Source organism: Thiosulfativibrio zosterae, assembly GCF_011398155.1.
GTDB lineage: Bacteria > Pseudomonadota > Gammaproteobacteria > Thiomicrospirales > Thiomicrospiraceae > Thiosulfativibrio > Thiosulfativibrio zosterae.
Genome location: NZ_AP021888.1, coordinates 740,508 through 754,796, shown reverse-complemented (window position 1 = coordinate 754,796; position 14,289 = coordinate 740,508). Strand labels below are relative to the sequence as shown.

General features: G+C 42.7%; 10 protein-coding genes. 5 read left to right on the top strand and 5 right to left on the bottom strand.

Translation table 11 applies throughout. The features are described from left to right. Window positions 1-45: 45 nt before the first annotated feature. The 4 genes from THMIRH_RS03205 to THMIRH_RS03190 all read right to left on the bottom strand — a co-directional run bounded on the left by THMIRH_RS03205 (window position 46) and on the right by THMIRH_RS03190 (window position 6,812). Complete coding sequence (locus THMIRH_RS03205) at window positions 46-3,369, bottom strand: efflux RND transporter permease subunit (protein WP_173290688.1); 3,324 nt, start codon at window positions 3,367-3,369, stop codon at window positions 46-48. A 24-nt stretch (window positions 3,370-3,393) separates the two neighbouring features. After that, entirely contained in the window at window positions 3,394-4,470 is a 1,077-nt protein-coding gene (locus tag THMIRH_RS03200; protein WP_173290686.1) for an efflux RND transporter periplasmic adaptor subunit, read from the bottom strand. Between the two features lie 143 nt (window positions 4,471-4,613). Next, window positions 4,614-6,020 carry a TolC family protein gene (locus THMIRH_RS03195; RefSeq protein WP_173290684.1) on the bottom strand — a complete coding sequence of 469 codons (1,407 nt, stop codon included), beginning with the start codon at window positions 6,018-6,020 and terminating at the stop codon, window positions 4,614-4,616. Between the two features lie 180 nt (window positions 6,021-6,200). Next, complete coding sequence (locus THMIRH_RS03190) at window positions 6,201-6,812, bottom strand: alpha/beta hydrolase (protein WP_173290682.1); 612 nt, start codon at window positions 6,810-6,812, stop codon at window positions 6,201-6,203. 47 nt (window positions 6,813-6,859) lie between these two features. On the opposite strand from THMIRH_RS03190, the gene THMIRH_RS03185 reads away from it, so the two are divergent. The 4 genes from THMIRH_RS03185 to THMIRH_RS03170 all read left to right on the top strand — a co-directional run bounded on the left by THMIRH_RS03185 (window position 6,860) and on the right by THMIRH_RS03170 (window position 11,613). Then, window positions 6,860-7,990 carry a 4-phosphoerythronate dehydrogenase gene (locus THMIRH_RS03185; RefSeq protein ID WP_173290681.1) on the top strand — a complete coding sequence of 377 codons (1,131 nt, stop codon included), beginning with the start codon at window positions 6,860-6,862 and terminating at the stop codon, window positions 7,988-7,990. Window positions 7,991-8,278: 288 nt separating this feature from the next. Continuing rightward, on the top strand, window positions 8,279-8,731 hold the full coding sequence (locus tag THMIRH_RS03180) for a DUF302 domain-containing protein (protein ID WP_243831488.1): 453 nt from the start codon (window positions 8,279-8,281) through the stop codon (window positions 8,729-8,731). 490 nt (window positions 8,732-9,221) lie between these two features. Next, the gene (locus THMIRH_RS03175) at window positions 9,222-10,589 is read left to right on the top strand and encodes an OmpP1/FadL family transporter (RefSeq protein WP_173290677.1); all 1,368 of its coding nucleotides are present in this window, start codon (window positions 9,222-9,224) and stop codon (window positions 10,587-10,589) included. 190 nt (window positions 10,590-10,779) lie between these two features. Then, on the top strand, window positions 10,780-11,613 hold the full coding sequence (locus THMIRH_RS03170; RefSeq protein WP_173290675.1) for an SDR family oxidoreductase: 834 nt from the start codon (window positions 10,780-10,782) through the stop codon (window positions 11,611-11,613). A 140-nt stretch (window positions 11,614-11,753) separates the two neighbouring features. Here THMIRH_RS03170 and THMIRH_RS03165 read toward each other — a convergent pair whose 3' ends face one another. Then, window positions 11,754-12,242 (bottom strand): FxsA family protein, encoded by a 489-nt coding sequence (locus tag THMIRH_RS03165; protein WP_173290673.1) that lies wholly within the window; start codon window positions 12,240-12,242, stop codon window positions 11,754-11,756. Between the two features lie 140 nt (window positions 12,243-12,382). On the opposite strand from THMIRH_RS03165, the gene dsbD reads away from it, so the two are divergent. Then, window positions 12,383-14,224: a protein-disulfide reductase DsbD gene (gene dsbD / locus THMIRH_RS03160; protein WP_173290671.1), complete on the top strand. Its 1,842-nt coding sequence runs from the start codon at window positions 12,383-12,385 to the stop codon at window positions 14,222-14,224. The last annotated feature ends 65 nt before the right edge of the window (window positions 14,225-14,289 follow it).

The following is a 14,289-nucleotide window of genomic DNA, read 5'->3' as shown; positions in this document are numbered from 1 at the left end:
ATAAAAAACCCGCTCGCAGCGGGTTTCTTAATGAACAGGCTTTAATCAGCGTTTAACATCACCTTCGATGTATTTAACCCCACCGTGCCATTGCCAGATGAAATACATCAACGGAATGACCAACAGCGTCAATACGGTTGAAGACAGCGTTCCAAAAATCAGTGCAACCGCTAGACCACCAAATACTGGGTCGGTCACCATAATCATGGAGCCAAACATAATGGCTAAGGCTGTCAATAGAATCGGTCTAAAGCGCACTTTACCAGCTTCAATAACCGCATCTTTTAGGCTGTAGCCTTCATTGCGATAATCCAAGATAAAGTCGATTAACAACAGCGAATTACGAACCACGATACCCGCCAAAGCAATCACCCCTATCATTGAAGTGGCTGTAAACGCTTGCCCTGTTGCCCAATGCCCAGGGAAAACCCCAATCATGGTTAGCGGAATAGCACCCATTACAATCACCGGCATCATGAAGGATTTATAGTAACCGACTAAGATCAAATAGATGAAAATCAATGCCACGATGAACGCACTACCCATATCACGGAACACATCTAAGGTTAAGCGCATTTCGCCGCCCCATAACAAGGTGTAATCCATCACATCTTTCGGTTGCGCCGTTACAAACCCTAGGTTTGCGGTATGGAAAGTAACCCCTGATTTTGGCAAGGCCACTTCATCAATCATGCTATCTAATGACAGCACGGCATACACAGGCGATGATTTTAATAACTCACCACCCATCATCACCATTCTGTGCTGATCTCTACCAATAATCGGTTTGGCCTGAACCACTTCTTTGATACTGGCTAAAGCTGAGATAGGCACGGCTGCCCCCGCACGAGACTGCACACGCAAAGACAATAACTGCTCGGGGACCGTTCTTTCAGAACGAGGTAAACGCACCACGATATTCACTGGCTCACGCACATTGTCTAAGTGCATATACCCTAACTCAAACCCATTGATATAGTCGCGCAACATTTTAGAAACCGCTGCCGGAGCAACCCCTAAAAGATTGGCTTCTACACGGTCAATGTTAATTTCATAAGTTTTCGTATCCGCATTCACCGAGTCATCAACATTGATTAGACCGTAAATACCTTTGAAAGTACCATTTAACTCAAGTGCAGCTTCGCGCAACTTATCATAGTCTGGACCGTAAAGTTCAGCCATAATTTGAGTTGTGACTGGTGGCCCTGGCGGCGTTTCATAAAGTTTGATATTGGCTTTAGGATAAACTTTACGCACAGACTCTAGTCGTTCGTTTAAGCCCATTACAATTTCATGCGATGATTCATCTCGACGATGCTTATTCACCAAGTTGACTCGAATTTGCGCGAAATTTGACCCTTGCTTAATCAAGTCCCCACGAACCAATGCCGCAAAATCGATTGGCGCCGCTTGCCCTAAATACACACTGTAATCGGTGACATGCTCAGTGGTTTTAATCACTTCATTCACCTTACGAACCACTTGGTCGGTAGCCTCGAGCGCCGTGCCTTCATCCATATCCACTTGCACTAGGAAAGTACTGGTATTGTCATAAGGCAACATTTTGACTTCAACACCCAATGGGTGCAGCGGATTATTCATGCCATCACTGCGCAAGAACTGTAAAGCGGGTTGTAACATGGCAGCAAACAAAGACATCAAGACCGCAAACAAGAAGATATTGCGCTTGGTGCGACTTTCTATCAAAGGCACAATGGCTTTGACATAGAGTTTCTGCATCCAATCTTCTTTGTGAACATGATGCTCCATCATACTTTCGCGCTCTTGCATTTCGCGAATGGCTTTTTTACCCAACCAACGGTAAGCGGCATAAGGCACTAAAATATATGCAATCACCAACGAGGCTATCATGGCAACTGGAACATTAAAGGGAATCGGTGCCATAAATGGCCCCATCATGCCGGTTACGAACATCATCGGGATAAAAGCCAAGATAACCGCAAAGGTCGCGACATTCGTCGGGTTACCAATTTCATTGGTTGCCTTAATCATGACCTCGTCAAATTTTTCTGGGTCAAAGCCATTATGAATGTGCCGGTGGATATTCTCTATCACCACGATGGCCGCATCTACCAATAGACCTAAAGACAAAATCAATGCAAACAGCGTGATACGGTTAATAGTTTGCCCTGAGATATAGCCCACAAACAACACTATGAATAAAATTAACGGCACGGTAAAAGTCACTATGCCTGCTTCACGCCACCCTAAGAATAACACCAAAATAATAATGACCGAACCTACGGCAATGCCCAAGTGCTCCATCAACAAATTAACCGCAGCATTGGCTTTTTCACCGTCATTACGAGTGACCGACACTTCAACATTGGCTGGCAAAACGCTGCGTTTTAATTCTGTTAATTGTTCTAAAACAGCATTCGCCACGGTAACCGCATTGGTCCCTGGTTTTTTAGCAATGGTAATGGTGACGGCAGGTTGTTCGCCACGCACCACATGATCAGATGCAGGGCCATAACCGATACGGGTATCTATATCCATTTCCATGGGGCCGTCAGTAATTTCGGCAATGTCTTTTAGATAGATTGGACGCCCTAAATCAGCACCGATAATTATCTCGCCTACCTCTTTTGCGCTGCCCAAATAACCATTCACACGAACCAAATGGTTAACATTGTTATTCACCAAACTACCCACGGGCAAGGACACATTACTGCCTAACAGCATGTCACTGACTTGCTCTAAAGATAAACCGGTTAAGGCAATCTTGCGCGCATCTAACCAAACATTAATGGCACGACGATGTCCACCCACCACATCGGTGAAAGACACCCCAGGAATATTACGAAGATTTTCGATTAACTTCAGTGACACATCTCGCAAATCAAAACCTGAAAGTTCATTAGAAGTCACCGCCAAGGTCATAATAGGCACATCGTCAACATTAATCGGACGCACAATCGGTTGTTGGGTATCCGGTGGCATTTTGTCAAGGTTTTGCATGAGCTGGTTATAAAGTTTAACCAAGCTATCTACCTGATTTTCACCCACTTTAAACTGAACCGTGACCACACCAAAATCGTTCGAAGCGTAACCAAAAGTATGATCCACCCCAGGCAAAGCGCCCATAATGGTTTCTAAAGGTTTAACCACCATGTTTTGCACTTCTTCAGGGGTAGCCCCCCCTTTAGGCACGATAATATTGGCCGCTGGCACAATGATTTGCGGATTATATTCTCTTGGCGTTACAACATAAGCCAAGGTTCCCGCAAGCGTCACTGCAATCATAATCATCAAAGTGATTTTTGAATGGATAAACGCCTTAGCTAATTTACCCGCAATATTGAGTTTTTCTTCTTTAGCGGGATTTGAGTTTTGAATTTCTGACATGCTTTAAGCTCCTATCACCAACTGTTACTTAACCACATCAACAATATCGCCATTCAACATACTGACATTATTATCAACAACGATGACATCCCCTAAAGACAAGCCAGATTGAATTTCAATTTTATCGTTAATGGTTTCACCTAAACGCACCATGTGAAATGAAGCTTTTTGGTCTTCGACCACAAACACGCCCTGAATCCCAGAACGCACAACGATCGCAGAAGTTGGCACCATCATGGTTTGTCTAACACCGCGATGGAAGTTAACGCGCGCAAAGGTGCCAGAATTGACATTGTTAATGGCCGGCAAGCTTAACTTAACGGTATGCGTACGCGTTTTTGGATCTGCCGCACTCACCAAGGTATAGATAGTCCCTTTCAATAATTCTTTTTGACCATCAATCACCACATCCACTTCATCTTCAGGGCGCAATACCGCAAACAAGTCTTCAGCAACTTGCGTTTGCACACTTAAAGATTTTAAGTTTTCAATGACCACAATTGGATTGCCAGGTGCCGCCAAGTCGCCCGCAACCGCCATTTTCTCAACAATAACGCCATCAAACGGCGCACGCACATTCACATACTTTAATTGCGCTTCGGCTTGATTTAAGCCAGATTGCGCGGCCACTAAGTTTTCTTGCGCAACCTTATATTGCAAACTGATTTTGTCAAATTGCTGCTTAGACACAGAAGCATCTTTGTACAATTTTTCAAAACGGTCGTAATCTAATTTTGCATCCATCAAAGCCGCTTTGGCTTGTGCATAAGCCGATTTGGCTTGGTTGATACCACTGGTTACATCACTCGAATCAATCGAGAACAACAAATCACCACGCTGAACTTTTTGCCCAACCTTAACATCCAAGTCTTTGATGTATCCCATTAAACGCGAAGCAATCTTGGCTTTTTGGTCTGGCACAACCGCCCCAGGAACCACCGCCGTTAAGGGCACATTGCCAAGCTCGACCGTTTGCACCTTAGCTTGAATGGTTTGCACCGCTAACGCTTTATTAACGGGCTTAGCCGCTTCTTCTTGATTACATGCTGACAATGACAGCATTAAAAATCCCATGGCAAATAAACTTAATAGGGCTTTCATGTTTCTTCCTATACCTTAATTTAAAAACGATTTAAACAGCAGCTTTACAAAAGCGCCAAATTGATTAATTTCAAGACTAAAAATGACCAGGCCTGGTCATTTTTAGGAGGTTTTAGGCATTATTTTTACCTAAAAACCTAGATTTAAAGCTGTGCCAATGACAAAGTGCCGGTGGCTAAACGCAGTTGCGCTTTGTAAATATTAATTTCGTATTGTGTTTTCACTAGGTCTGCGCGCACCTTATCTAACTGTGCTTGGCTCACCAACACTTCGGTCATGGTTGCAATACCACCTTCGTAACGCTTCATGACCAAACGCTGGGCTTCATCCGCTTGACCCACGGCAACACGCTGTGAATCTGCTTGCTTAATGGCCACTTGTAAACTTTTCCAAGCGGTCAAAACCTCTAAACGGGTTTTGTTTTCTTCAGAGCGAACAGCCGCTTTCTTTTCGTTTGCGGCGGCAGCGGCGCGATCAATTGCACTGCTGGTGGCACCAAAGTCAGTAAGTTTCCAAGAAACCACTCCCGCTACCGTATAAGCACTGCTGCCCAAACCTAAGGAGTCGTCGTTCCAATCATTGCGAGCCATCAGGTTAAAAGAAGGATAATTATCTGCCTTCACAGCATCAATTGCCGCCACCGCAGATTGCGCTTGTTGTCTTTGCGCATCTAATTTTGGATTGGCATTCATTGCCATCACCAAAATTTCATCTACCGTATCTGCTGGCATAGAAATATTAACACTGCCCGCAACATCTAAGTTTTCTGAGGTGCTTAAACCCATCAGCATTTTCAAACTTTCTAGGGCAATTTGCTCTTCTTTTTTGGCTTGTTCTAGCGCTGTCTTGGCTTCGGTTAAATGAACCTTAGCCGTCAATAATTCACTCATCACCACCACGCCCTGCTCCACCAAACTGTGGGTGGTATTCACATAGGCTTGCGATGCTTTAACCGCTTGATTAGCCACTTCTATGTAAGCACGAGCGGTGTGAACGCCTTGATAAGCTTGGAAGACATTAAATGTTAAAAATTGTTGCACAGCGGTATCGGCATGGTCAGCCGCCTGAATCATCGCCTTGGCTTGGTCTTGATAAGAAGACACCTTACCGCCATTCCAAACAGGGATGAGCACTTCAATGCGAGTATTGAAATCGTTGTGCGAACCTGGGTTGTTTAGGTCGTTTGGTTGATAGGCATAGTTGCCTGCACTAATTTGTGACATGGCATTATTATCAAACCCAAAATCTGAAAATGAAGCCTGTCTTTGCTGTAATTTCATTCCAAATACATTCAAAGCATTATCTGATTGCGAAGCGGTCATTGACGCCGTAATTTGTGGTAAACGATGTGCATCGGCTTCTTTGAGCGCCATTTCTGCCTGTTGTTTACGGTATTGGCTAACAGCCACTTCTGGGTTTTGACTTAGCGTTGCTTCTACACAAGCCTTAAAATCAAGGGTTTGTGCCGAAACCAATGCTGGCATGGCCAATATACAGGCCACAGATAAGGCCTTCAGTTTTGTCTTCAATAAGAGCGAGGTTGAATTCATAAGACTTCCTAAATATGACATTTTAATTTAATGCCTAATCTTTGCTAATCACTCCGAAAACTCGATAAGTGTTTAATTTCGCTAACAATAGCGACTATTGAGCGATAATACAAATTTATAAGCATATAAGAATTTTCTAATATTGCGCAAATTATAAACCAAAATAAATATAAGAAAAAGCTAATATGCCATCAAAACAATTTTTTTCAACCACACTAATTGTCGGTGAAAAAAGTGACTTGCCCCACTCCGCCAGTGAATATCCGGCATATTTTCCAGCTTTAAAGCCCAGTCCAAAACCTCTAAAGCCGGCACCACTTCATCAGCCGAACCTTGCACCAAAGTCCAAGAAACACTGGGCAATTGAATCGCTGAAAAATCATATAAGTTAACCGGTGGTGCCACGACCAACAGATGGTCTGGCTCTAAAGTAGCTGCTTGCTTGAGTGAAATATAAGCCCCAAATGAAAACCCCGCCAGCACCAAATAACTTGGGGTATATTCATTGGTCAACCAATTTACCACTGCCGCCAAATCGGCTTGCTCGCCCTCACCGCCATCATATTCACCCGCACTTAAGCCAACGCCCCTAAACTGATAAACCACCGACCCAAAGCCTATCGACTGATAAGCTTTCTCTAGGGTGGTGACCACCTTATTATCCATCGTTCCGCCAAATTGCGGATGCGGATGACTGATCACCACCCAACGATGTCCATCCGATGGCGGATTGATGCGTATTTCCAAATCCCCCACCGCACCGGCAATGATTGTTGATTGCGTTTTTCGCATAGGCTGATTATCCTTAATACACTTTATTATTAATATTGAGCCTTAAAATGACAAACCACCGAAAAATTGTCCTAGACGATGCCGTTCCCTATGCCCAAGAAATGTTTTCTCATTTAGGAAAAATTGTTACCCTACCGGGTCGGCAAATTTCTCAAGCCGACTTAATAGATGCCGACGCTTTAATTGTGAGATCTCGCACCCAAGTCAACGAAGCCTTACTGGCTAATACCCAGGTAAAATTTGTGGGCAGCACTGTTGTGGGGCTCGATCATATTGACCAAGCCTGGTTAAAATTAAACGACATTTTCTTCTATTCTGCGCAAGGGTGCAATGCAAACTCCGTTGCCGAGTTTGTCATCACACAACTCTATCAACTTGCTGAACAACTCGGCTTTGAGCTCAACAGCAAAACTTTAGGCATTATTGGGGTTGGCAATGTTGGCTCGAGGCTTGCCAAAAAAGCTGAAATCCTGGGGATACGCACTTTGTTGAATGATCCGCCAAGACAAGCCAACGAAAACCTACCCGAATTTGTTGACCTAGATACGGCATTAACCGCAGACATCATTACTTTTCACACGCCGCTCACATTTGATGGCCAACACCCTTCATATCATTTACTCAATGCAGAACGGCTAAAAGCAATCAACCCCAATACCATTATTGTTAATGCGGCAAGAGGTGGCATTATCGATGAAACTGCTTGGATTCAAACCCCCACCCAAGCCAACTTAATTGACTGCTGGGAGAAAGAACCCAATATCAATGCGCAACTTTACAAAACAGCCATACAAGCTACCCCGCATATTGCCGGCCATTCATTAGATGCCAAAGTCGCGGGAAGCCAAATGGTTTATGAAGCGCTGTGTGATTTTTGGCAAACCCCCAATGAAAATGAATGGCAAGCCCTGCTACCAAAAGCCCCAAAGATTATAGAAGTCGATGCGCACCAATCATTACAACATCAACTCAAACAGATTTTCAGCAGCGCGCACAATCCTCATGCTGACGATTTAGCCATTCGTGCGGATAACATCGAAGATGTGCAATCACAATTTGAATACTATCGCCGCCATTATCCCATTTATAGAGAATGGCAACATCAAACGGTGAAAGGAGCCTCTGCAAACTTGCATTCGCAGCTGATGGCGCTGGGATTTATAATCGACAAACCTTAATAGATTCTGCAAATTAAACACCACTAATATTAGTGGCTTATGATCTTATATAAAATAAAGTTATCACATCACAAAAAAACTTAAGTTTCCATTTGCAAAAAACAGGCGTATTCTTATACTCGAAAATTGATACACATCAAGCTTTGCTTAAAATTACAACGGAGAAATTCAATGAAACTAATCAACCTTTTTAAAGCTGCATTCATCGCTGGTGCGATCTTTACCCTATCTGGTTGTGGCACAATTAACGCTATCTCTAACCTAAACGATGGTGCTGGTGATACATTCATGCAAGTTTGGGACAAATGGACTGCCTCTGAAGGTGATATCGCTGACGCCACTATGTGGGAAGTTAAAGTCGATGAAGGTGTTGCTTTAGCAGACGTCATCGATGCCATCAATGCTGTTGGCGTAAACAACAACATTAAAAACGTTGGTGAACTTCCACTATCTGAAGAATTGAAAGCACGTGGCATTGAATCTAAAGCCATTCACGTTATGTCTTTCTGTAACCCAGAAACTGCTCGTAAAATGATCGACTTCTCTCCTGCAATGGGTGGTTTCCTACCTTGCCGTGTAAATATCATTGAAGAAGAAGATGGCTTACACATCTACACCATGAACATGGACATGGCGATCAAAATGGGCAAAAAAATGCCAGAAGATCTAAAAGTAGCCACTATGCAAGTGCGTGACACCATGTGGGAAATGTTACAAAAAGGTAAAAAAGGCGAGTTCTAATACGCTCAGTTTTTTGCTTTTTACCCCAATAGAAACCCGCGCCTAAAAACGCGGGTTTTTTATTGCCACCACTTTTGTAGATTTAACATACCCAAACCTGAACACCTCAAAAACTAACTTAACCCATTCTTTTTTAAAATCCCCGCAAAGCACCATAAATAAAGGCTTTGATAAAAATTATCAGCGTAGGTATAAAAATTTTTTGGAATGAACCCAAAATAAACCTTATAACCCAAAATCCTTATATTAGAAATTACTTATAAATAATAAAATCAACACTTTAAAGGCATTTTAAACGTAAAAAGCAACCCCTAAAGCAATACGAATTAATACACCTAATCGGCCATAAAATTTATTTAATTATCAAGCCCAAAAACTTTAATGCATAGTAGCAAACGTAATTAAACAAGCACCGTTTAACAAGCAGTTAAACCCCGTCCAGAGAAGGAAGCGGTGCAACCCAAATTAAAAACAAAGAGAGAAAATACACATGAAAAAAACAAGAATCGCTTTAGCAATCGCAACAGCAGCACTTTCATCTACACCAGTCTTTGCAACCAATGGTGATGTTCTAATTGGTTTAGGCGCTCAATCACGCGCATTGGGCGGAACTGGTACAGCAGCGTTCTATGGTTCTGAAAATGCTCTGTCTAACCCTGGAATGCTTGGTAAATCTGTTGGCACTGAATTTACAATCGGCGGAACTTTGTTTAAGCCAAATGTTAAAGCAACTACTGACGTGGCATCTATGACTGGTCAACCAGTTTCACAGACAAGTGATAATGATACCAATGTAATTCCAGAAGTTTCTCTTTCAACTCGTCTATCTGAAAATCTTACTTTTGGTTTAGGTATTTTTGGCTCTGCGGGAATGGGGGTGGATTATCGTGACAATGCAGGTACAAATGGTATTACTGCAGCAGCAGGTCAGAATGGTGATGGAACAGCTTTATTTAACGGCTACAGCAATTTGCAATTAATGAAATTTGCACCAACATTAGCATACAATTCAAATAATTATGGTATCGGTTTTGCTCCAGTTATTCAGTATGGTGCTCTTGATATCAACTACAAAGCTAGCTCTATTAATCCAGCTACTTACGCCAACCAAGGAACAAGTAATGTAGGTAATGGCATGTCAACGGACCTAGGCTTTGGTTACAATCTTGGTGGATACTTTGATATTACAAATGATTTAACTTTAGCACTTGCTTATCAATCAGCAATTTCGATGAAATACAAAAACCAAATATCAACTGCCGCTACTGGCTTTGGTTTAACCATGAGTGATGACTTAGAACAGCCAGCGGAAATGAAAGTTGGTGTTGCTTACACCATGGGAAGTTTAATGTTCACTGGTGACTACAAAAACATAGCTTGGGGATCCGCTAAAGGATACAAAGACTTTGGCTGGGAGGATCAAAATGTATTTGGTTTAGGTGTAAAATACTCTGGCAATGGATACTGGGCAGGAGCAGGTTATAACTACGGCTCTGACCCAATCAAAGTCTTAGATGAATCAAAAACTGCTGCTCAAGGTGGATACAATAACCAAGCAACAAATCTTTTCAATAATCACTTCTTCCCTGGAGTTGTTGAGCAACACTTTACTTTTGGTGGAGGATACAGCTTAACTAAAAACATTGCGATTGATGGAGCAGTAGTTTATGCGCCTCAGGTTTCAAAAACAATTAATACTGGCGCAGTTGGTGGCGGAATGGCTTACAACGCTGCCGTCGCGGGCGGATCTACACAAGTCGCAGCTGCCCCTTACTTAAGCAACCCAGCGAATGCTAGCACACACACCGTTGATCACTCTCAAATCGGCTACACTGTATCTTTACGCATGAACTTCTAATTTAAACCATTAAATTAGACACAATTAAAAGCCACTCAAACGAGTGGCTTTTTTGTTTTGAACGCTTCTAAAATCCAACCAGGCCTGGTTAAATTTAACCTCAAACTATTTATATTTTTGCTGTCACAGGGTTGTCATATTCCCTTTTGATTTTTTTGTGATACTATTCGCAAAAAGTGAGGGCAAAACAATGGCACGAGTATTAATTGCAGGGTGTGGCGACATAGGTTGTATGTTGGGCAACAGCCTTGGCGCTAAAGGACATGAAGTTTTCGGATTAAGACGCGATATTTCAAAGATATCTGCGCCCATCAATCCCATTGCGGGCGATTTGTTTAATCTAAACACCGCTATCCCCCAAAACCTAGACTATGCGTTTTACATAGTGTCTGCTGCCAGCTATAAAGATTTTGAATATTATCAAGCCTATGTGCTTGGCCTTAAAAACTTGATTAAAGCTTTAAATGGCCAATCGATTAACCGCCTATTTTTTATTTCAAGCACATCGGTATTTGGCCAGTCGGACGGCGAATGGGTGACTGAAGAAAGCCCATCTGAGGGCAAAAACTTCTCAAGTAACCGTATTTTAGAGGGTGAAGCCTTGGCTTTAAATGGCCCCTTCCCTGCAACCGTCGTGCGTTTTGGCGGGATTTATGGCCCAGGAAGAACGCATCTAATTGATTCGGTTATTTCTGGTAAAGCACATTGCATGGAAGATGTTTACAGCAATCGCATTCACTCTGAAGATTGTGCCGCGATGCTTGAACACCTGATGAATTTGGAAAACCCTGAAAGCCTGTATATTGGGGTAGACAATCTACCAACCTTGACTTGTGAGGTTTATGATTGGTTAGCAGAGCAATTGTCTGTTCCCGATTTAGAACACAAAGAACCTACCGAAAATACGCGTTTGCTCAGAAGTAACAAGCGTTTGTCTAATCAAAAAATTCGCAGCACTGGGTATGAGTTTAAATATCCAACCTATCAAGAAGGTTATGCGGCCATTTTAGAAACTTTAAATTAACATTCTGTCAGAAATTAAAGCCTCCACCCCATTAGGTTTTGTAAGCATCACGAATCCATATCACAAACCTTTGGGGCGCAGGCTTTAGCCTGCATCCATCTACTTTAAACCTCCAAAGTCATCCTTTTTGGGGTTCTTTGTTAGGATTGCTTTTTATCGGCTGACCCGCTTACAATTTCCCCTTCAATAATCTCAATTGACTTGGTCACTTTAAGATCACCTTTGTCGGTTTTTTCCTGCCAATCGCCTTCATAAATATTTTGGCGATGATAATAACGGCTGGAAGTGCGATGTTTTAAAAACTGGCTGGCCAAACGATGGCGTATTGGCGGTATCAAAAATAACAAGCCTAAAATGTCGGTAATAAACCCGGGAACCAATAAAAATAAGCCGCCAATAAATATCATCACACCTTCTAGCATTGCTTGCTGAGGTGCCTCGCCAGAGGCTAATGCTGCTTGTGCCTTTTGCATCGTTAACAACCCTTGGCTACGCATTAAACTCGCCCCCAAAATCGCCGTTCCCACAACCAATAATACCGTGGTTAAACCGCCAATCACGCTGCCCACCTCAATTAATACATAGAGTTCGGTTAAAGGGACCAGCAAAAATAATACAAGAAATTTCATAAAGGGCTTCTCAGTCAAAAGAATTGTCAAGATTGCTTCAGGCAATCCATCAATATCGCATTTAAAATAGGTTAGAATTGCTTATAAGCAAAGCTTAATTTAATTTATGGTTATAAATAAAAACATTTCAAGGGTGGGATATGAAACAGTTTAAAGGGTTTCTGACAATATTGGCAGTTTTATGGCTTGGTTTTTTCCAAGTTGCTCAAGCAAACAACGGCTTTAACTCGTTACAAGATTTAAGCAAACTGGTTGCCGATGAAGAGCCTGAATTGCTTGCTGCAGACGAAGCCTTTGCTTTTAATGCCGAGCCCGATGGCAAAGGTCAATTGGTTTTAAACTGGGTTGTTGCCCCCCACTACTATTTGTATCAAGAAAAAATTCAAGCCAAGGTTTTAGAAGGCTCGGCCACGCTTGGCGACATTAGCCTACCCGTCGCTGAAGATAAATATGACAAGGTTTTTAATAAAAATCTTAAGGTCTATCATGGCCCATTTACCGGCTATTTGCCAATCAGTAACCTATCGGGCGATGCAAAAGTTCAAATCGTCTTTCAAGGTTGTGCAGAAGCCGGTGTCTGTTATCCTCCCATCAAAAAAACCATTGCAATCAACACTGCCACTTTGGGTAGCGGCGCACAAGCTGCCCTTACAACCAATGTCGCTCCTGCGCCAACTGCATCTAGCTCATCCTTATCAGAAACAGACCAAATTACCGATACTTTAAAAAACAGCACCGTTTGGGTCGTGATTGGCACTTTCTTTTTATTTGGGTTGTTGTTGTCTTTAACGCCTTGCGTTTTTCCTATGATTCCCATTTTATCGAGCATCATTGTGGGGCAAGGCGACCAACTCACTACCCGCAAAGCTTTTACCATGTCGTTGGTGTATGTTTTAGCCATGTCAGTGACCTATACAGTGGCAGGTGTCTTAGCTGGACTGTTTGGCGAAAACCTGCAAGCCGCTTTTCAAAATGCCTGGATTATCGGAACTTTTAGCATCATCTTTGTACTCTTAGCCTTTTCCATGTTCGGCTTCTACGAACTACAACTGCCTTCTGGCTTGCAAACTAAAATCACCAATATTTCAAACAAACAATCGGGCGGCACGATGACTGGCGTTGCCATCATGGGCTTTTTATCTGCTTTAATTGTAGGGCCTTGCGTTGCCCCTCCATTAGCCGGTGCATTGATTTATATTGGTCAAACCGGTGATGCGTTATTAGGCGGCTCAGCCTTGTTTGCAATGAGCCTAGGCATGGGGCTCCCTCTTCTATTACTAGGGACTTCTGCCGGCAAACTGTTACCGCGTGCCGGCGCCTGGATGGACAATGTCAAAGCCGTTTTCGGGGTATTGATGTTGGGTGTTGCTATTTGGATGGCAGAGCGCATTTTACCTGCTGAAGTCACTTTAGCTTTATGGGCAATCCTACTCATCAGCTCTGCCATTTACTTGGGCGCACTAGAACCGATTGGTACAAAATCTGGCTGGTTTAAATTATTTAAAGCCTTGGGCGTTACCCTGCTAGCCTATGGTTTAATTTTAATACTCGGTTTAGCGGGAGGTTCAAAGGACTTATTAAACCCTCTTAAAGTTTATCAAGGCGGTGGTACTGCAGTTGCAGAAAGCCATTTAACTTTTAAAACCATTAAATCGATTGACGACCTAAATGCTGAACTGGCTGCCAATCCCAAAGTGATGCTCGATTTCTATGCAGACTGGTGCATTAGTTGTAAAGAAATGGAAAAATTCACCTTTAGCGATGCACAAGTTAAAGCGGCGCTCTCTGGCGTAACGCTGCTCAAAGCAGATGTCACAGCCAATGATGATACGGATAAAGCGTTAATGAAAGCTTTTCAGGTCGTTGGCCCACCAGCCATTATGTTTTTTAATAATGGCGTTGAAAATGCCGCAGCCAGAGTTGTCGGTTTCAAAAAACCAGAAGCCTTTATTCAAAACATTCAAAATGGTTTTAAACCTTAAAACCCTCAAAACAAGCCCAAAAATGACCAGGCCTGGTTATTTTTGCGGCCTTTTTAGTTTAAAAA

Excerpts from the sequence above, each read along its gene's own strand:
- dsbD (WP_173290671.1), top strand. The coding sequence starts at position 12,383 with ATGAAACAGTTTAAAGGGTTTCTGACAATATTGGCAGTTTTATGGCTT.
- THMIRH_RS03200 (WP_173290686.1), bottom strand. The coding sequence starts at position 4,470 with ATGAAAGCCCTATTAAGTTTATTTGCCATGGGATTTTTAATGCTGTCA.
- THMIRH_RS03175 (WP_173290677.1), top strand. The coding sequence starts at position 9,222 with ATGAAAAAAACAAGAATCGCTTTAGCAATCGCAACAGCAGCACTTTCA.
- THMIRH_RS03205 (WP_173290688.1), bottom strand. The coding sequence starts at position 3,369 with ATGTCAGAAATTCAAAACTCAAATCCCGCTAAAGAAGAAAAACTCAAT.
- THMIRH_RS03180 (WP_243831488.1), top strand. The coding sequence starts at position 8,279 with ATGCAAGTTTGGGACAAATGGACTGCCTCTGAAGGTGATATCGCTGAC.
- THMIRH_RS03165 (WP_173290673.1), bottom strand. The coding sequence starts at position 12,242 with ATGAAATTTCTTGTATTATTTTTGCTGGTCCCTTTAACCGAACTCTAT.
- THMIRH_RS03190 (WP_173290682.1), bottom strand. The coding sequence starts at position 6,812 with ATGCGAAAAACGCAATCAACAATCATTGCCGGTGCGGTGGGGGATTTG.
- THMIRH_RS03170 (WP_173290675.1), top strand. The coding sequence starts at position 10,780 with ATGGCACGAGTATTAATTGCAGGGTGTGGCGACATAGGTTGTATGTTG.
- THMIRH_RS03195 (WP_173290684.1), bottom strand. The coding sequence starts at position 6,020 with ATGAATTCAACCTCGCTCTTATTGAAGACAAAACTGAAGGCCTTATCT.
- THMIRH_RS03185 (WP_173290681.1), top strand. The coding sequence starts at position 6,860 with ATGACAAACCACCGAAAAATTGTCCTAGACGATGCCGTTCCCTATGCC.